Source organism: Chryseobacterium sp. LJ668 (genome assembly GCF_019613955.1).
In the GTDB taxonomy this organism is placed as follows: domain Bacteria; phylum Bacteroidota; class Bacteroidia; order Flavobacteriales; family Weeksellaceae; genus Chryseobacterium.
Genome location: NZ_CP080443.1, coordinates 1,462,727 through 1,483,934 on the forward strand (window position 1 = coordinate 1,462,727; position 21,208 = coordinate 1,483,934).

Sequence of the window (21,208 nt, forward strand, 5' to 3'; positions counted from 1 at the left end):
GTTAGTAATTAAAGGCTTTATACAGAAACCGTTACAAATTTGTGACGGTTTTTTTATTTAAATCATTCGCAGGAAATTCAAATATGATTATATTTGTTGAAATGGCAACGAAAGCACTTTTCAATACGGTAGTCAATTGGTTTATCCGCCAAAGGATAGATCAGATACAGAATTTTATGGATCATCCTATCGAAACGCAAAACGGAATTCTGTTTTCACAGTTGTTTCATGCAGAAGATACGGAATATGGTAAGAGATACGGTTTTAATTCGATCTCAAGCTATCAGGATTTTAAAAACAAAGTTCCTGTAGTAACCTACGAAGATTTTGAACCTTATATTGAAAAAGCCAGACAAGGGCATAAAGATGTTAGCTGGCCGGGATATATCAAACATTTTGCTAAATCTTCCGGGACGACCAATGCTAAGAGTAAATTTATCCCAATTTCTGCCGAAAGTTTGGAGTACTGCCATATGAAAGCGGGAAAGGATATGGTTTCCATTTATGCTAATAATCATCCTGAAAATCAGCTTTTTACAAATAAAAATCTTCGTCTGGGCGGAAGTTCAGAATTGTACGCAGATTTTAATACCAAATTTGGAGATCTATCTGCAATTCTGATTGACAATCTTCCTTTTTGGGTGGAAATTACCACTACTCCGAGTAAAAAAGTTTCCTTAATGGGTGAATGGGAAAGTAAATTGAAAGCTATTACTTCTGAAGTGAAAAATGAAGATGTAGGAAGCATACTTGGAGTACCGAGCTGGATGATGGTACTTTTGCAGCGAGTTATCAAAGAAACTGATGTCGAAAATATTTCAGAACTCTGGCCAAATCTGGAAGTCTTTTTTCATGGCGGAATCAGCTTTAAACCATATAAAGATCAGTTCAAAAAGATTATCGGTAAAAATATCAACTACTACGAAATTTATAATGCTTCTGAAGGTTTCTTTGGAATTCAAGACAGGCCAAACAATGATGAAATGCTTCTGATGCTCGATTATGGAATTTTCTATGAATTTATTCCGATGGATCAGTTCCACTGTTCAAATCCGAAAGTTGTAAGTCTGGAAGAGGTGGAGATCGGAAAAAATTATGCTATGGTCATCACAACAAACGGTGGATTGTGGAGATATCTTATTGGAGATACCGTCATTTTTACGTCAAACAATCCTTTCAGAATAAAAATTACCGGCAGAACAAAACACTACATCAATGCATTTGGTGAAGAACTGATGATCACCAATGTAGAATCTGCACTGGCAAGAGCATGTGAAGCCACAAAATCTGCTGTAAAAGACTTTACCGGAGCCCCCATTTTTATGAAAGAAAATGAAAGTGGCGCTCATGAATGGATTTTTGAATTCAGCGAAAAGCCTGAAAGTCTGGAAGAATTCACAGATGTTTTTGATCAGCATCTGAAGGCGATCAATTCTGATTATGAAGCCAAAAGGTACAATAATATTACTTTGAAAAAGCCGGTTATTCATGTTGCAAAACCCAATCTTTTCTACTGCTGGCTGGAATCTAAAGGAAAGCTCGGAGGTCAAAATAAAGTGCCCCGTTTGAGCAATGACAGAGAATACATCGATCCATTATTACAACTGAATAATCAATCATAAGAAAGACTCACTGTTAAGGTGAGTCTTTCTTATTTAAATTTGATTAAATAGATCCTGGACATGCAAAAACGGAACATCTTCCGAATGCGTTTCTGCACATATTCCATGCACATCCATCATCTTCATCTTTCGGAACGTAAATTCCTCCGGCTACAGTTTTCAAAGTTTCTCTGGTTAGCTTTTTAGCTTTAAGTGTGGCTAATTTTTTCATAATAATTGTTTTGATAATTTAGTACTCTAATATACAATTATTATGCGAATAATGTTATGTTTTGGCCAGAAACTTGTGAAGTATTTATTTTTTTAAATCTTCTTTCAGTTTTTTTGCGCCTTCCTCTATTTTAGCAGCTCCTTTTGCGGCGGCATTCTTTACATCTTTACCGACTTCTTGCGCTCCTGCTTTAATATCTTTTCCCGCTTCATTCAGATTTTCTTTTGTTTTTTGGGCGGTTTGATCTATTTTTTCTCCCGTTCTGTCTACTGTCGATTTTACATCAGACTTTGCTTTGTCTACTTTTGCGGTATCTACCAAGCCGGTGTGGCTTTCAGTTACGGTAGTCGTTATTGATGATCCGTCCGGATTTTCTATCTTTTCTGTTTTGGTGGTAGATTGTGTGCAGCTTACAATAAGTGTTGAGACAGCGATCGCCGCTAAGATTTGTTTTTTCATTATGTATATTTTTTGTTGAATTTTAATTTATCGCCGCCGCAGGAATGGCAGCATTTTCTTTAGCTTTCTGTTTTTTTTCTTCGTCCTGCTTCTTTTTGTTCTCTTTTTCAAGTTCTTCTGTGATGCGTTTTTCCTCTTTTTCTAATTGTATCGCTTCTTTTAAAGAATCCTGATATTTTTGAGAAGACATTCTTATCTGGCGTACGATGTCTACGGTAGTTGCTCCTGCTGAAAAAGAGTCTATAGCTGTTGTGTCATACTGAGGCTGTACTGCCTGAATCTGATCAGCATTTGCTGGTTCACGTTTCGAACAGGCAACTAAAAAAAAGGAAATGATATATCTTCCAGCCAATACTTTTTTCATAGAACTAATTTAAAAAGAAATTCTGCAATTATAGGATAGTGTTCAGATAATTTTACAAAACACATAACATTTCCTGTTTTTACGTTTGGCATCCAGTGCTGTATTGGTTGGGTATCTAAATACTGTTGCGCAGCAAGTTTTAAATCATACAATCACTCAATGTTAAATGTAGCAATTACCGGAAAATGATCAGAAAGCTTTACCGAACGGTCAACTTGGTAGCTTACAGGCTGTATCGTAGGTGACGTAAATATAAAATCTATTCTGATAGGAAATTTGTAATCATGAAAACTGGTTCCGCTACCTTTCCCTACTTCAAAAAAGGCATCTTTTAGACCGCTTCCTAAATGATAATATTCATAGGAATTCGGAACTGAATTAAAATCTCCAGCCAAAATAACGGGATAGGGAGATTCATCAATACTTTTTCTTATGATATTCACTTGCTCTTGATGCATTTTAAAAGTGGGGATCAATCTCCGGACAACATTTTTTATTTTCCGTTCATCTTCGTCGGTGTTGCCGTTAAGTTTCACCATATTTTTTTCAAACTTGAAAGGCTGGAGGTATATGTTGATGATACGATATGTTTTCCCTTTGATTTGTATATCGCTCTGCTCTGCATAGGCATTAAATTCTTCATTATACATTCCCGCAAACAGTTCTTTATATCCTGTGGCATTATATCTTGAGTAAGTGGAAACGATAGGTGCTGTATGATTTTTTTCAAGATTTTTAAATATGTAGCCTGATCCGGCATCTTCCTGCAGCAAGACGATGTCTGCATTCTGTCGATTGATAAACTCTTGGATGTTTTCAATTCCTAACTTTCCTCCTTTTACATTTAAACTCACAATCTTTAAGTTAGCGGTTGCTTTACTGTCTGAGGAATAATTAATCCATCTTTTAACAGGATTCAGAAAAAACAAACCTAAAAACATAAAGACAAACGCCCGCTTTTTCCATGAAAAGATCCAGAAAAAAGTAAATACGCCATATCCTATCATTAATACAGGGAATCCTAATGACAGCAGATTAAACCATGGGAAAACCTTTGGCGGAATATAGGCATTTAATAAAACGGCCATCAATAAAAATAATATTCCCAGATGCAGAATGAGAAAAAAGAGTCGAAAGATTTTCACAATATTTTAATTAAATCTATATAAATGTTTCCTCCAAATCCTTGCGAGAATAAAACCGACAATCGCTCCTCCAACGTGTGCGAGATGGGCAATATTTCCACCACCACCGAAAATTCCCAAATAAATTGATCCTACGATAACGATAGGAAGTACATATTTTACTTTTACTGGGATGGGAATAAATAGAATTCCGATTTTTGAGTCCGGATATAGGGTTGCAAATGCAGCAATGACTCCGAAAATGGCTCCTGATGCTCCAACCATTGGAGTTCTGAGAGCTACATATAGAGTTTGTGATAATTCTTGACCTTTTGCGGTAGTTGCATTAATTTTTAAATCTCCTACATAATTAATATCTGCTTTGGTGAAAATTTCAGAAGGGTTTAAACCTAACAGTTCCATATCACTAATAATCTTTTGAACTTCTACAAAATTCCATAAATTAAATAGAAAAAATGCTCCTAAACCACTTACGAAATAAAGAATTATATATTTTTTATCTCCAAGTGATTGCTCCAGAATAGGTCCGAAACTGTATAGAGTAAACATATTGAAGAGGATATGCATAAAACTGCCATGCATAAACATATGAGTAACAATCTGCCATGATTTGAAATTTGGAGAAAATGGATAATAGGCAGCAAATATATCGTTGAGCTGAGGTAATAGAAATGACGCTATAAAAACAACAACATTTAAAATAATTATATTTCGTGTAATCGGCGGTATATTGTTAAACATCTCTCTTAAAATTTATTTTTAAAATCATTAAACGGAACTTCATAAAAACATCTTTTTCCGGTGGGTAAAAACTCGGGAAAGCCCAATGCCGTGAAGTCTTTGATCACCTGCTCTGCATCGGCCTTGTAAATAAAATCAAACCGTGATTTCGACTGCATTTTTGCCCATTGATTGTGGTAAAACTGCATAAATTCGTCTTCGGTTCGATATTCCAGAATGTCAAAAAGATTTTCGAGAAACTTCATGACCTGGGTTTCTTTCAAACCTTCGGGAACGGCGTCTATTCTGAGCACGTTTTCGTGTGCAATTTTCATGTCAAAACCCAATTCCGGGAGAAATTTTTTGATTGATTTATATTTATTTTTCTCAATTTCATTCATGTGATATTCTAAGGAGAACAATAGAGCGTGGCTTACATTGCCTTTTTTCTGAGTTTTATTGTTTTCTGCAATCACCAATCGATGCATTCTGCCCAAATCAAGCATCAATGTTCTGTCTCCTTTGTTAAACAACCAGTATCCGTTTGGAAGCCGCATCAGATCTTCGTCAAAATCTTCGTCTTCAAAAAGATTGATCTTTGAAGGCTCGGCAGAAATATTCTGATGGTACATCTCTGTGAGATTCTGAATTTCGTTTTTTGTAACGCTGCGTTCTTCCAAAAAAGGATTATAGTCCCGGTCTACCGTAATCTCGGGTATTTTGAGATTTCCGGCATTATTGCTTTTACTTGGGAAGCTTTTCTGCATCATCTCATCGAGATGCGGATCTCTCTCAAAATCTAAACTTGGCGCAATATTGTAAATTCCGAGTGATCTTTTGATTGTAGAGCGAATCAATGCAAAAATAAGGTGCTCATCTTCGAATTTCACTTCCGTTTTCTGAGGATGAATATTTACATCGATTTTTTCAGGATCTAGTTCCAGGAAAAGAAAAAACGTAGGAATATATCCGGGTAAAAGCAACCCTTCAAAAGCTTCCTGAACCGCTTTGTTGAAATACGGACTTTTAAAGAATCTTCCGTTGACGAAAAGAAACTGTTCGCCACGGGTTTTTTTTGCGCCTTCCGGTTTGGCAACAAACCCATGAAGTTTACACCAGAGAATGTCTTCTTTAATAGGAATCAGCTGCGGATGTAATTTTCTTCCGAAAACATCGACAATACGCTGCATCTGTGTTCCTTTTCGCAATCTGAAAACAGGGTCGTCATCATGAAACATAGAAAATTCTATATTCTCATGAGCTAAAGCAACACGCTGAAATTCATCAATAACATGTCTGAATTCTATATTGTTATTTTTCAGGAATTTTCTTCTTGCAGGAACATTGTAGAAAAGATTTTTTACTAAAAAATTAGATCCCTCTGCAGTTTGCACAGGCTCCTGAAACTGGAAAGTTCCGCCTTCTATATAAATATTGGTACCTAGCGGCGATTCCGGCTTTCTTGTTTTAAGCTCTACCTGAGAAACGGCAGCAATAGATGCTAAAGCCTCCCCACGAAAACCTTTGGTAGAAATTCTAAATATATCGTCTGTAGCTCTTATTTTTGAGGTGGCATGTCTTTCAAAAGCCATTCTGGCATCGGTATCAGACATTCCTTTTCCGTCGTCAACCACCTGAATAAGGTTTTTCCCGGCATCTCTTATGATCAGTTCTACTTTTGAAGCTCCTGCATCAATGGCGTTTTCCAAAAGTTCTTTTACAATCGAAGCGGGGCGCTGCACCACTTCACCTGCTGCAATTTGGTTGGCTACATGATCCGGTAAAAGCTGAATAATATCTGACATAAAAGGTAAATGAACTTACAAAAATAGTCAAAGGAAATAAGAATTAAAATAATTAAGGGATGAATTAAAAATTAAGTCTGCTCATCAGCCGGTTAGAATAATAAAAGCCCCCATTTGCAAAGCAAATAGAGGCACAAAACTAAAGTATATACGATTTGTGTTGTAATTGATTTAAGTCTTTTCCAAGATAAGCTTAGACTTCTTTTTAGGACTGGTGTTGATAAAGACTTCACCATTACCGTGAATCTTATCATACATAAATGCCATAAAATTTGGCTTGTTATACATTTTCGCATAACGGTAGTTGGTTCTGAAATGTCTGATATTAATCTTATAAAAGTCATATCCTATTACAACCAATAAACATAAACTTATGATGTAAAACACGCTAAATTCCAATGAGTAATAAACCAATCCTGAGAAGATCGCACCTAAAACATATGCAAACATAACGCTTGATAAAAGCTTTGCTCTTGCAATCAACTCAGGATTTTTTCTGTATTTTTTATGGGTAAACATAGACATCAAAATTCCTAAATCGGTAGTTGTTCCGGTAAGGTGGGTAGTTTTTACCAAAAAGTTGGATATACTTGCTGTCAAACCATTTTGTAAGCCAGTTGCAAAAAGCATTAAGGCTACCAGAACTTCGGCTTCTTCAAGAGTTTTTTGGTAATAAAACTGTCCATAAAAACCAACCCCGACGAGACACAGAATCTCTAAAACAATTGGCATTGCGTGTGCGAAATATTTACTTTTCTTGTTAAAATTGATGACGAAAAAGTTTGCTGTAAAACTCCCGAAAAAAAACAGTAAAATCCATGCGCCAACGATGGCAACCTGCGACCAGTTTCCTTTACTGATCTCTGCTGCAAAAACAGCGTAGTGTCCCGTTACATTTGTGGTGAAGGAAAGGAATATCAATAGAGATGCAATATTTATAGTTCCTGCCGTAAAAGCAGTCAGCGTGCCCAGTCTTATATTGTCTCCCAATGTCCTGCTGTTACTATAATTTCTTAACATTTTTCTAATTTTAAATAGTTATTATTCAATTTAAACTTCAACAAAAACTTCTGCCAACCTTCCTCTTTCAGGCATGGATTCAGGAACTTCAAGTGGTATTTCCTTTACCTGAATGTTCTTTGCCTTTTTGATGTAAGGAGCTAGATCAAATCTGCCATTAGCATTTTTATTTTTTAAAAAAAGTGTGTAATATGCCTCCTGAATATTTTCGGCTTTTAGATAATTATCAAATGCTTTTTGGAAGCTTCCCGAGAATACATCGCAAAATATTTTGTTAACCAGATGTGGGTATTTGTTTTTGATAATGCCGTATGCATCGCAGAATTCTTTTGATCTGATTTTACTGAAAACTGTTCCTTTGGTATTAAATAAAAGATCTCTGATAGAATCTCCCATGTCGTAACCCGTTACAAGCAAAATGTTGTATCGCGTGTCCAGTTCTTCAGTGTTTTTTTGTTTTAAAACTTTCTTTAGAATATTTAGAGATTCTAGGGAAAAGTCTGTTGCAATTAAAATAGTCCTGATCATATCTTTAGATTTAGTGATTATCGATTTTGATAATACAAAACTATATCTGTAAGATTAGAAAATCTTTGGAACCGAATTAAAATGTGATTAAAGAGATTAAAATGAGATTAGAATTTTCATTTCGAAATTGCTTCGTTCTGAAGCTAAGATTGGTTTTCTGTATGCTGAGTTGCATCAATAGTAGGAAAACGAAGCTGTACGGTGGTTCCCTGATTTTCCTGTGAACTCACTATTAGTTCGCCGTTATGCATTCTCACGATGTTTCTGGCGAGCGGAAGACCAATGCCGTAGCCTTCATAATTTTTGGTATTTGAAGCCCTGAAAAAAGGATCGTAAATTTTGTCCATTTCCATTTCCGGGATACCGATTCCGGTGTCTTTTACGATGATGTAAACATCTGTATCTGTTGCGCCTAGTGAAACTTTTACTTGCTGAAAATTGGAGTATTTGCAGCCATTATTCACAATATTTGCAACCGCGAGGTGAAGAAGTTGTTCATTTCCCTGCACTTTCAGTTTTTTAGGATTGTCGGGCAGCATGCTGATGTCGAGATAAATATTATTTCGGGAATCTATTTTTCTGATGGTTTCAATAACATCCCAAAGCAACTGATCAATTCTCACTTTATCAATTTTCTGAATTTTCCCGTCAAAACCGGTTTGGGCAATAATAAGTAAAGCTTTGATTTTTTTATCCAACTTTTCGGCTTCATCGAGGATAATTTCCAAAGTCTCCTTATATTCATCAGCAGTTCGGTTGATAGATAAGGCAACATCAGCTTCTCCCATGATTGAAGTTAACGGCGTTCTGAGCTCATGAGAAACATTCCCGATGAGGTGATTTTGAGTTTCGAAGGAAGTTTCAATTCTTGTCAACATGGTATTGAAGGTATCTACCAACTCATTTAGTTCTCTGTTGTCCGGTTGAGGCTCCAGCCTTAAGTGTAAATTTTCAGAGCTGATCTGCTTTACTTTTCCGGTGATTTTAAGAATAGGTTTAAATAAAGTTTTAGACAAATAAAAGGAGAAAATCATACTGAAAAAGATAGAGAGTACCATGCAGGTAATGATTGTTCTCTTCAAAAAGCCTAGATAATAAACGACATAATGATTTTTTGCAGAGGCAATGGCTATGTATTCTTTCTGATTAAATTTAAAGGATTGGCCGATATAATAGAACTCTTTATCATTGTAATTAGCTTCTCCTTTTCTGATGATATTTTTAAAAAATGTATCGGGAATATGGACTTCCTTAGAAATATTTTTGAAATTTGAATCTGCAGGAACTGCAAAAACATAATCGCGTTCCATAGGAAGTTCTTCGTCATTCAGGCCGTTGAGAATATGATTCTCCGGAAGATCAAGGCGCTGTTTACTTTTCTCAATCTGAACGATCGTCGTTGTACGGATTTTCAGTAATTCATAAAACCTCTGGTGCGAAAAATTAACAATAGAAAAATAGACCAAGCCGCCAAACAGCGAAATGACAGTTATAAAAACAACCATCAAAAGCACCATCGTTTTGGTCTGATTTGTCATCACTTTATTAGGCATTTCTACGGTTTTTTCAAAACATAACCCATTCCGATCACGGTGTGAATGAGCTTTTTATCATCCTGATTATCAATTTTCTTTCGTAAATAATTCACATAGACATCTACTACATTGGTTCCCAATTCATAATTGACGCCCCAAACTGCATCCAGAATTTCGGCTCTTGAGATCACTTTTTCGGGATTGTTGAGGAAATACATCAACAGTTTGTATTCGGTGGTTGTTAGAGAAATTTCTTCTCCTGCGCGAGTTACTTTTTTTGTGTAATCGTTTACTGTTAAGTCTGAGAATTTAAAAAGATATTCATTATAATCTTCTTCCTCTTCTTCCTGTGCAGCAATAGGAACGCTTCTTCTTAATAATGATTTGATTCGTGCAACTAGTTCAATAAACTTAAACGGTTTTACCAAATAATCGTCACCACCGCTTTCTAAGCCAAGAACTATGTTTTCCGAACTTCCTAAAGCCGTTAAAAAAAGAATAGGAACGTGTTTGTTAGTTTTTCTGATCTCTTTACAGACATCCAAACCGTTCATTTCGGGAAGCATGATGTCTAAAATCACCAGGTCAAAATCATTTTCCTGCACGAGACTGACTCCCGTGCGACCATCAAAAGCCACAGAAACTTCATATCCTTTTTCCTGAAGTCCTTTTTTAATAAAAGAAACTACGCTGGTTTCATCTTCGATGAGAACAATTTTTTTCATAATGCAACGAGTTTCACAAAAATAGGGAAAAGAGAATTAATGCGGAAAAAGACGAAGCAAGATTCGCCTTGAAATAAATAATATGTGGAAGAGTGTGAGTGTGGATGGCGAAGGGTAAAAACAAAAAAAGCGAAGAGAAATCTTCGCTTTCCTTATTCTGAATCCTTCAACATTCCGAGTTCTCCAAAATGTTTTTTGAATTTCTGAATTTTTGGACCAACCACCGCGCTGCAGTAGGGTTGATTAGGATTCACATTATAATATCCTTGATGATATTGCTCTGCTGCCCAGAATTTTTCAAATGGTGCCAATTCTGTTACGTATTCTCCTGACCATTTTCCTGTCGCTTCAGATGCTTTGATGGCGTTTTCAGCTCTTTGCTTTTCTGCATCATCTTTGTAGAAAATTACAGAACGATATTGAGTTCCGATGTCATTTCCCTGTCTGTTAAGTTGGGTAGGATCATGAAGGAAGAAAAAGACATCCATCAGTTGATCATAAGAAATGATTGCCGGATCGTAAGTAATCTGCACAACTTCAGCATGTCCCGTTTCTCCGGTACAAATCTCTTCATAGGTCGGATTGTCCTTATGGCCACCCGAATATCCGGAAATTGCAGATTCTACACCTTTCAACATATTAAAACAGCTTTCCACACACCAGAAACATCCTCCTCCGAATGTGATTTGCTGTAAATTATTTTTATCCATTTTGTATTGATTTTAAGTATAAATAGATCTTTTAAGAACTTTTTTAGGTTGATTTTAAACTTTTTAAAAATAAGAAAAAATTGAGCCAAACAAAGGTTTAAACACAAATTGCAATGATAGATTTGGCAAATAATCTAAATGAATTAATTAATAACAACAACAAAAAAAGCATCCTCAAAAAGAATGCTCATATATTTTTATTTGATTAAATTATTTTTCCCAAACCAAAGCACTTGCTCCTAAAATTGCAGCGTCTGCTTCGTCCAGTTCACTGAAAACCAATCTCACCTTATTCCGGAAAATAGGTAAAAGATTTCTTTCCATGTGAAGTTTTGCAGGTTTTAAAATGAAATCTCCCGCTTTGATCACACCTCCGAACAGCAAAATAGCTTCCGGAGAGGAAAACATTACAAAATTGGCTAAAGCCTCACCTAATTTCTGACCGGTATACCTGAAAACTTCAATAGCCACAGGATCTTCTTTCACAGCACATTCATGCACAGTTTTAGAATTGATGGCATCTTCAGGATATAGATTGAGCATAGAATCAGGAAATTCTGCCCTCATCTTCTTGGCCGTAATGGTAATTCCGGTTGCAGAGGCATAAGCCTCGAGACTTCCTTCAGAACCTGTGCTCCAGTGTTTTCTACCACCCGGTTTTACGATGGTGTGCCCGAGTTCTCCGGCAAACCCATCGTGTCCATAGATTAAATGTCCGCTGGAAACAATTCCGCTTCCTACACCTGTGCCTAAAGTAATCATGATAAAATCTTTCATGCCTCTTGCGGCACCATACATCATTTCACCAAGAGCAGCGGCATTGGCATCATTGGTCATTTTGCAGGGTTGTCCGAATTTTTCAGTCATTAAATCTGCAAACTGAATTATACCTTTCCATGGGAGATTAGGCGCCTGCTCGATGGTTCCTCTGTAGTAGTTTGCGTTGGGCGCCCCTACTCCGATTCCTTCCATCATTTTTCCTTCTGCATGCTCATCAATTAATGGCTGAATATTCTCATGCAGCGCATCAATAAATGCTTCCGGAGTTGCATATTCATCCGTTGAAATAGAACCTTTTGCTAAAATCTGGCCTCGGTGATTCACTAAACCAAATTTAGTATTGGTTCCACCGATATCGATACCTAATGCAACCTGTTTTGACAAATCTACTACTGACATTTTCTTATTGTATAATTTCGAGGCAATAAATTTATAAAAAAGATTGTATTAACAATGATTAATATAGAATATTATTAAAAAATTATGAGATCGCTTTTTTTGTCTTTTTCCTCCGTCCCCACCAGATCATGAAGCCTGTAACCGGAAGTGAAGCACAGATAATGCTGACCACGAATGCGATAATTTTTGTAGGTAAACCTAAAACAGATCCTACATGAATATCATAATTGGCTGCAACCGCTTTCTCTCCTAAGTCTTTATCTTCATGGTCATGCGTGTGTAATAGTTCACCAGAATTTTCGTCAAAAATCAAACTGCTGTTTTTATGATAAGAATAAGATAAATGTTTTACAAAAACCGAAAAATTAGGATGCTCATGATCGTCCATATGAGGATGTCCCAAATCTACTGAGAAACCATAAGAATGAGGATATTTTTCTTGTACGGTATGGATTACTTTATCTAAGGTGGTTGCCGTTCTTGTCTCGATAGGAGCTTTGGTAGTAATGTGTGAAAAATCCGGATATGCAGTATTTCCTCCCGAAAAAACAACGTAGATCATCGCCTGAACAACAAAGAAGGCATAGAATAAACCTGTGACGGAAAAAATTAATGCAAATATCGAAGCGTAAAACCCTAAAATATTGTGAAGGTCATAGTTTTTTCTCTTCCAGCTTTTGATATTGTTCCATTTAAATGAAAATCTTTGTTTTCGCGCTGCTTTATTTTTTGGCCACCACAGGATAATTCCTGAAATAAGCATAAAAATAAAAATGATGACCGGAATTCCTACAACATATTTCCCCCAGTCTTGTTTTAGTAAAAAGCTCCAGTGAATTGACTTTACAATCTGAAAAAAACCATTTTTTTCGTCATATGTTCTTAATACTTTTCCGGTATAGGGATTGACGTAGGCAACCTTGTATATAGGAAATTCGTCAAAATAATTCCATGCTGTGGTATTGTGCTCGTACCAATAAAACTGGTAAGACATTGTTTTGTCTATAGGAACGTTAACCCAATGGATTTTATATTTTTCCTTAAGTTGAGCGTCTACTTTTTTTTCTAGGACACGAATCGGTAAAATCTGTTTCTGATTAATATTTACTTCATGATGATAAATGACATCTTTACGGGTGAAGTTTTCGATTTCGTCTTTAAATACAAATAAAGTTCCCGTTACAGAAACAATAAATATGATCAAACCGATTGAAAGCCCTAACCAAAGGTGCAATCGGCCCATCCATTTTTTTAAAAGGCTTGGTCTCTTTTTATGGTGATGTTTTTTCTTCATTAATTCCTGGAGTTGTCAAATATATCAGTTCTGCTTTTATTTAGATTAAATACAATTTACGAAAGCTGTGAGTTTTAATCTGAATAAATCTGCCAAACTTATTTGCTGAGTTTGGCAGATGGATTTAATTAAAATTTGTAAGCGATTGTTCCTAAGAAGTTCGCTAAAATTTGCGGGTTAGCGGTTGAGTATCCTGTCCAATAGTGCTCACTGGTAATGTTGTCTACTTTAACTCCAATTCTGAATTTCTTGGCATCGTAAAATGCGTTGGCATTCAAAACGAAGTATTTTGGTAAAATGAAATCTCCTGTTACATTATTGTCACTGGCATAATTTCCACCAAATCCGAATCCAAGACCTTTTGCTTTTCCATCAACAAATTGATAGGCTAGGTTGAAATTTGCATTCCAGAAAGAACCCGCTGTTGTTGGTCTAAAATCTGTTGATTCATCCACCGTATCGTTGTAAGCCAAACCGCCGACCAGTGAAAAACCTTTTACAAGGTATGCATTAACTTCCAATTCAAATCCTTTACTGAGTGTAGATGCGGCCTGCTGTTGTACTGAAACAAAGTTCGGAGCATACTCTCCCGTGTACAGGAGTTGATTTTTCACTTTAATATTATAGTAAGAAACCGTTGCATTGAATCTATTTTTGAATAAACTCGCTTTGAAACCACCTTCAAACTGATTTCCTGTTTCAGGATCAGAAAGTGATGTATTGCCAATTACATCAGAAGTATAGTATCCGTTAGACTTGAAAGAGTTTTGATAGTTTCCGAAAACAGAGAAGGTACCTTTCACTATTTCGTAAACAATTCCTGCTTTTGGTGAAAATGCGGATTGGTTGAATGCTTTCTCAGCATTTGGTCCGGCCGTTCCTCCCAGATAATCGTTATTTTCATAACGAAGGCCTGCCATAATGTGCAAATTTGCGATCGGAGTAAATAAGTTGGAAACATATCCTGAATAAGTATTCAAATCTCTTAAATAATCATAAGTAGAAAAATTTGCAGAATTTGCATAAAGTGCAGACAAAGCGTCGGCATTCATTCCGGAATAATCTGCACCTGAAGCTGCTACAGCATCAAAATTAGAGTTCAAATATTTGTAACGTAATCTTTCTGTTGTTCTCATATAATCAAAACCAACAACGGTTTTGTTTTTCATCCCATTTGAAAAATCATAATTGAAGTTGAAGTTTTGTTGAATTTGGAACCAAGATTTTTTACTGTCGTTTGTAGATTGGTCGGCTCTTGCAACATTATATGAAGAAGATGCAACATCATAAGCAATCGAAAAATAAGGGTTGTAACCGTCAGAATAAGAATCAGAATTATTGATGTAAGTATTTGAGGTGATATTGTCGGTAATCTTCCATTTTACATTTCCGAAAATATTAGAATTTCTTGCAGTCATATACAAATCTTTTCCTGTATAAGATTCTTTATAATCTAAACCTGCAACTTTTTCCAAATCTTTCATATTATCAATTCCGTTCAAAGATTTCGGCGAAAGATAGAAGAAATAAGGATTTGCCGTTACTCGGTTTCGAAACAACTCATAATCAACATTCAGCTGAACTTTGTCGGAAACATTCCATGTCAAACTTGGAGCAAACGTTGTGTACTGATTTCCTGCATTAGGTTTCGTGAAATTCCCTTCGTTGGTATAAGCTGTATTTACGCGGAAAAGTAAGTCTTTTGTAATCGGAGCGTTGATATCTGCTGTTGCTCTGTAGGTGTTATAACTTCCTGCAGAAGCAGAGACTGCACCAAAGAAATTTTGCTGAGGCTTTTTTGTCACTCTATTAATAAGGCCCCCATAAGAGGCTACCGTACTTCCGTATAGTGTTCCTACAGGACCTTTTAAAAATTCCAGAGTTTCTACATTGATAGCATCAATTGTAGAAGTAACGGGAGCAACTACGCCATTTCTTGTAGAAGCCTGAGAAGGAAAACCTCTCAAAACAAAAAATGAACCACCGTCTCCGGCTCTTCCTGTTGGATTCCACATTTTCTGCAAACCAGTTACATTTCTATAAGCATCATCTACAGTGAAAATATTCTGATTTTCCAAAATTCCTTTGTCAATAGAAGAATAAACTTGCGGGTTTTCGATGAAACTTATCGGCATTTTGTTAGAAGACTCGGTATCAAGTTTTTTTACCATCTTATTGATGATTACTTCTTCTATATTTTTTAAATTGACAGAATCTTTTTCTTGTGCAAACGATATCATTGAACCTAACAGCGATGCGCAAACCAATAGTTTTTTCATGAAGGTTATTTTTTTGCAAATATATAGTTTTTAATTATTCTAAATAAAATATAGTATTGATATTTGTCATAATATTTGTAAAGTTGTATTTACTGAATAACAAAAAACCGCTTCAACTGAAGCGGTTTTTTGTTATATTTTATAATTGATCTCTTATGCTGGAATTTCTCCTCTGTATAAGAATGAAATTATTTCTTTATTCATTTTGTCAACCATTTCGCTGAACAAATGGAAAGATTCCTGCTTGTAGATTACTAATGGATCTTTTTGCTCGTACACCGCTCCCTGGGAAGATTTTCTCAAATCATCCATTTCACGAAGGTGTAGTTTCCAGTTTTCATCGATGATTGATAAAGTGATGTTCTTTTCGAAATCATTGATTAAGCTGTCACAATTGGTGTCGTGAGCTTCTTTCAAATCTGTAACAATCGTTAAAGTTTTCACTCCGTCTGTGAAAGGAACCTGAATCATTTTAAACATTGAACCCTGGTTCTGATACACATTCTCAATAATAGGGAATGATTTTTCTTTCAGAAGATTCAGCTTCATATCGTAGTCAGCCTGAGCTGCTTTAAAAAGAAGATCTGTCAGTTCAGGAATCTGTTTAGATTTAAAATCGTTTTCAGAAACAGGAGATTCCATCGTGAAGTTTTTAATCACTTCAAATTCAAAATCTTTAAAGTTTCCGGTTGCTTTTCCTTTTGCTACAATAGAATTTGAAACGTCAAAAATCATGTTGGTAATATCGTACTTCAAGTGATCTCCGAATAAAGCGTTCTTTCTTCTCTTATAGATTACGTCACGTTGCTTATTCATTACATCATCGTACTCAAGAAGTCTTTTTCTTGTTCCGAAGTTGTTTTCTTCCACTTTTTTCTGAGCTCTTTCGATAGATTTAGAAATCATAGAATGCTGAATAACCTCACCATCTTTATGACCCATTCTGTCCATCATTTTAGCAATTCTTTCAGAACCGAATAAACGCATTAAGTTGTCTTCCAAAGAAACATAAAACTGAGAACTTCCAGGATCTCCCTGACGTCCTGCTCTACCTCTTAACTGTCTGTCAACACGTCTTGAATCGTGTCTTTCTGTTCCGATGATCGCTAAACCTCCAGATTCCTTTACTTCTTTGGAAAGCTTGATATCGGTACCACGACCAGCCATGTTGGTTGCAATCGTCACAACTCCCGGCTGACCTGCTCCCGCAACAATTTCTGCTTCTTTCTTGTGAAGCTTAGCATTCAACACCTGGTGCTGAATTTTTCTTAATTGAAGTGCCTTTGAAAGCAATTGTGAAATCTCAACTGACGTAGTACCTACTAAAACAGGTCTTCCTGCTGATGTTAGGTTCTCGATTTCTTCAATTACCGCGTTATATTTTTCTCTGTTGGTTTTGAAAACCAAATCCTGCTTGTCATTTCTTTGGATCGGACGGTTGGTAGGAATTACCACAACGTCCAGCTTATAAATCTGCCAAAGTTCACCGGCTTCCGTTTCTGCTGTACCCGTCATTCCCGCAAGTTTGTTGTACATACGGAAATAGTTTTGAAGGGTTACCGTTGCAAAAGTTTGAGTTGCTGCTTCGATTTTTACGCTTTCTTTCGCTTCAATCGCCTGGTGAAGACCGTCTGAATAACGTCTTCCTTCCATGATACGACCGGTTTGCTCATCAACGATTTTCACTTCACCGTCAATCACGACATATTCGTCATCTTTTTCAAACAACGTATATGCTTTCAATAATTGACTCATCGTGTGAACACGCTCAGATTTTTCTGCAAATTCGGAAAACAGTTTTTCTTTAGCTTCAAATTCCTCTTCTTTAGATAAATTTTTAGCTTCTACTTCTGCGATTTCTGTTCCGATATCCGGAAGAACAAAGAAATTGTTGTCTGAATTTCCTTGAGACATGTATTCAACGCCCTTATCCGTAAGATCTACCTGGTTGTTTTTCTCTTCGATAACGAAATAAAGATCTTTATCAACAATTGGCATATCACGGTTGTTATCAGCCATGTATTGAGCTTCAGTCTTCTGAAGCAATGCACGGTTTCCGCTTTCGGATAAGAATTTAATCAATTGTCTGTTTTTGGGCAAACCTCTGTAAGCCTGAAGTAATTTGAATCCTCCTTCTTTCGTGTTACCTGCAGCAATTAATTTTTTAGCTTCATTAAAAATTGCAGAAACTGTTTTTTTCTGAACCTCAACAATTCTGTCGATAGATGGTTTAAGAACATCAAATTCCTGTCTGTCTCCTTGAGGAACCGGACCAGAAATGATCAAAGGTGTTCTTGCGTCATCTACCAATACAGAGTCAACCTCATCCACAATGGCAAAGTTTAATTCTCTTTGTACCAGTTCGGTAGGTGAAGCCACCATATTGTCTCTCAGATAATCGAAACCAAATTCATTATTGGTTCCGTATGTAATATCTGAATTGTATGCTTTTCTTCGTCCGTCTGAGTTGGGTTGATGGTTATCAATACAGTCGATTGATAATCCATGGAATTGGTATAATGGTCCCATCCACGCGGAGTCTCTTTTTGCCAAATAGTCATTCACGGTTACTACGTGAACACCTCTTCCGGGAAGTGCATTCAGATAAATAGGAAGTGTACCAACCAAAGTTTTACCTTCACCGGTTGCCATTTCGGCAATTTTACCACTGTGAAGAATCACCCCGCCGATAAATTGAGTGTCGTAATGCACCATATCCCATAAGATTGGGGTTCCGGCTGCATTCCATGAGTTTTTCCAGACTGCTTGATCCCCCTGAATTTCAACGAAATCTTTAGTTGCAGCAAGTTCTTTGTCCCAATCTGTAGCCGTTACGCGAATTTCTCCGTTCTGAGCCCATCTTCTGGATGTTTCTTTGATCAACGCAAAAGCTTCCGGAAGTACCTGTAAAAGAACTTTTTCTTCAATCTCATAAGATTCTTTTTTCAAAGTTTCTATTTTAGAGAAAAGAGCTTCTTTTTCATCAACATTTTTTGAGTTTTTGATCTGCTCTTTAATTTCTTCTATTTGAGTTGTAATCGTGTTGGTTGCTGTTTTTATTTTATCTTTAAATTCAGCGGTCTTTTCTCTCAAACCGTCATCAGACAATTGCTCAATGCTCGGCTCAATCGCTTTAATTTTTGTTACAACTTTTTTTACTTCTTTTAGGTCCTGCGCTTTTTTATCTCCCAAAAACCCTTTAAGAACTTTATTTAAAAAACTCATAGAATTTGTTTTTAGCTCAAAACCTCAGGTTTCAAGCATATTAAAATTACACTCGCTGGTGTATGTTTGTATTGAAAAAGCTTTAAGCGTATTGCCTAAAGCCTGATGCTTTTATTAATATTCGTCTTCGTTCCAAAGATAATCTTCGTCTGTAGGATAATCGCTCCAGATCTCATCAATAGCATCGTAAACTTCTCCTTCATCCTCAATCGCCTGAAGGTTTTCTACAACTTCCATCGGTGCACCAGTTCTGATTGCATAGTCGATAAGTTCTGCCTTCGTCATTGGCCAAGGTGCGTCACTTAGGTATGAAGCTAATTCTAATGTCCAGTACATAATTTTTTATTTTTGCAAAAGTATAAAAATAGGTTATATTATAAACTTTTTTTATGACTTGATTTTCAATTCTTTTATTAAATTTTATCTATACTTAACAACAAGTGCTTCTGCAAGCAAGATTGCGATAGATTGAAGTCATTTTCTCAAAAACCATTCCATAAATTTTTTTATGCCATTTTGGAAGTTTGTTGTTGGATGGTAGCCGATTAAATTTTTTGCCTTGGTGATATCTGCATTCGTTTTTTTTACATCTCCGGGTTGTAATGGGAGAAATTTTCTATGTGCGGTCTTATTAAGGTTTTTCTCAATTTCAGAAAGCATTTGAGAGAGTGTGATGACTTCGCTTTCACCAAGATTAATGATTTCATAGATGTTTGCGTGCTTTTCTAAATATAGAATTGATTTTAAAACTCCATCAATAATGTCATCAATATAAGTGTAATCTCTGGCTGTATTACCGTCCCCGTAGAAAGGAATTTCCTGATCCTCAAAAATGAGTTTTGCAAACTTATGTATCGCTAAATCAGGTCGCTGTCTTGGGCCGTAAACAGTAAAAAACCTCAACTGTATCATATCAATCTGATAAAGGCTATGATAAACGTGGCCTAAAATTTCACCACATTTTTTGGTAGCAGCATAGGGCGAAATGGGTTTGTCTACATTGTCAGATTCTGAAAAAGGTATTTTTGTATTGTTTCCGTAAACGCTTGATGATGAAGCGCAAATAAACTTTTTAATTCCAAACTGATTGCACAATTCCCAGAGATTTATTGTACCTCGAATGTTAACTTCTTCGTATTCTAAAGGTCTTTCAATGGATGGGCGTACCCCGGCAAGTGCAGCCAAATGGATAACTAAGTCAATTTTATGATTTGCAAAGATTTCTTCTAAATTTTTTTTGTCTCTGATGTCTGTATGATATAAAGTGTAATACTCTGATTTAGAGCTGGAAATTAGATTTGTAATATCACTTTGTTTATCAGAAAATTTAAAATCAGTATTTTTTTTTATGGAATGTAGAGAATTTTTAATTTTTATTTTATAATCGTAAAAATCATCGAAATTGTCAATGTTTATGACAGAATGTCCATTTTCTAATAATTTTTCAACTAGATGGGAACCAATAAATCCACTTCCTCCGGTTACAAGATAAGTCATCAATGTTTTTTAATATGCAAAAGTATAAATTTAAACCATTTAAATAGATAATTGATTAATTTTACTTCAAATAGTAATATATATAGCATGCAGTTTCGAGGACAAATTTTAAAAATGACAAGCTTCAACGATCAGCCGATTCAATATTATCTTAATCTTTCGGGCGATTTAATTCACATGAATGAATTATTAGGAAAAGAACTGAATGTCAGACATACCGGTTTCCAATGTGTGCATTGTGGGAATGACAGGCCTATTTACCGAATGGGCTTTTGTAAAAGCTGCTTTTTTGAAAGTCCGTACGCAAGTGATACCATCATTCGGCCGGAGCTTTCTACTGCTCATCTGGGAATTGGGGAACGTGATCTTGACGTGGAGAGGCAAATCCAATTGCAGCCTCATACCGTATATTTAGCATATACCGGTGATGTAAAAGTGGGAGTGACCAGAAATACGCAGATTCCGACACGATGGATCGATCAGGGCGCGACATTTGCTCTACCGATTGCCAGAACTGAAAACCGATACGAAGCAGGAATGATCGAAGTCGCTTTGAAAGAACATCTTGCCGATAAAACCAACTGGAGAAAAATGCTGCAAGATGATTTCGAAGATGATATTGATTTGGCAGATTTTCAGCAAAAAATAAAAGAATATTTTCCTGATGATTTCCAAAAGTTTTATTCTGAAGGAGAAAATATGTGGAAGTTTGATTATCCTTTTTCAAAACCAGAAAAGGTAACTTCTTTTACTCTTGATAAAAAGCCTGAATTTACAGGAAGACTTACGGGAATTAAAGGACAGTATTTAGGCTTTGATGGTGGAAATTTTATGAATGTGAGAGGACATGAAGGATATGTGATTGAACTTGATATAAAGAATTAAATATA

Annotated in this window: 19 protein-coding genes; 2 read left to right on the top strand and 17 right to left on the bottom strand. The window is 36.0% G+C overall.

The window, feature by feature from the left end; translation table 11 throughout:
• Window positions 1–101 precede the first annotated feature (101 nt).
• Complete coding sequence (locus tag K0U91_RS06890) at window positions 102–1,622, top strand: GH3 auxin-responsive promoter family protein (protein WP_220179062.1); 1,521 nt, start codon at window positions 102–104, stop codon at window positions 1,620–1,622.
• Between the two features lie 43 nt (window positions 1,623–1,665).
• Here K0U91_RS06890 and K0U91_RS06895 read toward each other — a convergent pair whose 3' ends face one another.
• From K0U91_RS06895 to K0U91_RS06975, 17 genes are all read right to left on the bottom strand, one after another.
• Window positions 1,666–1,833: a hypothetical protein gene (locus tag K0U91_RS06895; protein WP_219969804.1), complete on the bottom strand. Its 168-nt coding sequence runs from the start codon at window positions 1,831–1,833 to the stop codon at window positions 1,666–1,668.
• An 84-nt stretch (window positions 1,834–1,917) separates the two neighbouring features.
• Window positions 1,918–2,292: a hypothetical protein gene (locus K0U91_RS06900; RefSeq protein ID WP_220178885.1), complete on the bottom strand. Its 375-nt coding sequence runs from the start codon at window positions 2,290–2,292 to the stop codon at window positions 1,918–1,920.
• Between the two features lie 22 nt (window positions 2,293–2,314).
• Window positions 2,315–2,656, bottom strand: a complete 342-nt coding sequence (locus K0U91_RS06905; RefSeq protein WP_220178886.1) for a hypothetical protein — start codon at window positions 2,654–2,656, stop codon at window positions 2,315–2,317.
• 152 nt (window positions 2,657–2,808) lie between these two features.
• The gene (locus tag K0U91_RS06910) at window positions 2,809–3,744 is read right to left on the bottom strand and encodes an endonuclease/exonuclease/phosphatase family protein (RefSeq protein WP_258561830.1); all 936 of its coding nucleotides are present in this window, start codon (window positions 3,742–3,744) and stop codon (window positions 2,809–2,811) included.
• A 63-nt stretch (window positions 3,745–3,807) separates the two neighbouring features.
• Window positions 3,808–4,542, bottom strand: coding sequence for a rhomboid family intramembrane serine protease (locus K0U91_RS06915; RefSeq protein ID WP_220178888.1), 735 nt, complete (start codon window positions 4,540–4,542; stop codon window positions 3,808–3,810).
• Between the two features lie 5 nt (window positions 4,543–4,547).
• Window positions 4,548–6,326, bottom strand: coding sequence for a DNA mismatch repair endonuclease MutL (gene mutL / locus K0U91_RS06920; protein ID WP_219969799.1), 1,779 nt, complete (start codon window positions 6,324–6,326; stop codon window positions 4,548–4,550).
• Between the two features lie 171 nt (window positions 6,327–6,497).
• Window positions 6,498–7,346, bottom strand: coding sequence for a YoaK family protein (locus K0U91_RS06925; RefSeq protein ID WP_220178889.1), 849 nt, complete (start codon window positions 7,344–7,346; stop codon window positions 6,498–6,500).
• Between the two features lie 30 nt (window positions 7,347–7,376).
• A complete protein-coding gene (locus K0U91_RS06930; RefSeq protein WP_219969797.1) occupies window positions 7,377–7,874 on the bottom strand; it encodes a hypothetical protein in 498 nt (165 codons plus the stop codon).
• 143 nt (window positions 7,875–8,017) lie between these two features.
• Window positions 8,018–9,427 carry a sensor histidine kinase gene (locus K0U91_RS06935; RefSeq protein ID WP_220178890.1) on the bottom strand — a complete coding sequence of 470 codons (1,410 nt, stop codon included), beginning with the start codon at window positions 9,425–9,427 and terminating at the stop codon, window positions 8,018–8,020.
• Window positions 9,428–9,429: 2 nt separating this feature from the next.
• Window positions 9,430–10,134, bottom strand: coding sequence for a response regulator transcription factor (locus K0U91_RS06940; RefSeq protein ID WP_219969795.1), 705 nt, complete (start codon window positions 10,132–10,134; stop codon window positions 9,430–9,432).
• A 152-nt stretch (window positions 10,135–10,286) separates the two neighbouring features.
• Window positions 10,287–10,844, bottom strand: coding sequence for a peptide-methionine (S)-S-oxide reductase MsrA (gene msrA, locus K0U91_RS06945; RefSeq protein ID WP_220178891.1), 558 nt, complete (start codon window positions 10,842–10,844; stop codon window positions 10,287–10,289).
• Window positions 10,845–11,054: 210 nt separating this feature from the next.
• Entirely contained in the window at window positions 11,055–12,023 is a 969-nt protein-coding gene (locus K0U91_RS06950; protein ID WP_219969793.1) for an ROK family protein, read from the bottom strand.
• 82 nt (window positions 12,024–12,105) lie between these two features.
• The gene (locus K0U91_RS06955) at window positions 12,106–13,317 is read right to left on the bottom strand and encodes a PepSY-associated TM helix domain-containing protein (protein ID WP_220178892.1); all 1,212 of its coding nucleotides are present in this window, start codon (window positions 13,315–13,317) and stop codon (window positions 12,106–12,108) included.
• Between the two features lie 128 nt (window positions 13,318–13,445).
• Window positions 13,446–15,596 (bottom strand): TonB-dependent siderophore receptor, encoded by a 2,151-nt coding sequence (locus K0U91_RS06960; RefSeq protein ID WP_220178893.1) that lies wholly within the window; start codon window positions 15,594–15,596, stop codon window positions 13,446–13,448.
• 153 nt (window positions 15,597–15,749) lie between these two features.
• Window positions 15,750–18,821, bottom strand: coding sequence for a preprotein translocase subunit SecA (secA, locus tag K0U91_RS06965; protein ID WP_219969790.1), 3,072 nt, complete (start codon window positions 18,819–18,821; stop codon window positions 15,750–15,752).
• 114 nt (window positions 18,822–18,935) lie between these two features.
• Window positions 18,936–19,157, bottom strand: a complete 222-nt coding sequence (locus K0U91_RS06970) for a DUF2795 domain-containing protein (protein ID WP_034709134.1) — start codon at window positions 19,155–19,157, stop codon at window positions 18,936–18,938.
• Window positions 19,158–19,295: 138 nt separating this feature from the next.
• Entirely contained in the window at window positions 19,296–20,318 is a 1,023-nt protein-coding gene (locus tag K0U91_RS06975) for a GDP-mannose 4,6-dehydratase (RefSeq protein ID WP_220178894.1), read from the bottom strand.
• A gap of 87 nt (window positions 20,319–20,405) precedes the next feature.
• Between K0U91_RS06975 and K0U91_RS06980 the strand changes: the two genes are divergently transcribed.
• Window positions 20,406–21,203, top strand: a complete 798-nt coding sequence (locus K0U91_RS06980) for a DUF2797 domain-containing protein (RefSeq protein WP_219969788.1) — start codon at window positions 20,406–20,408, stop codon at window positions 21,201–21,203.
• Window positions 21,204–21,208 lie beyond the last annotated feature (5 nt).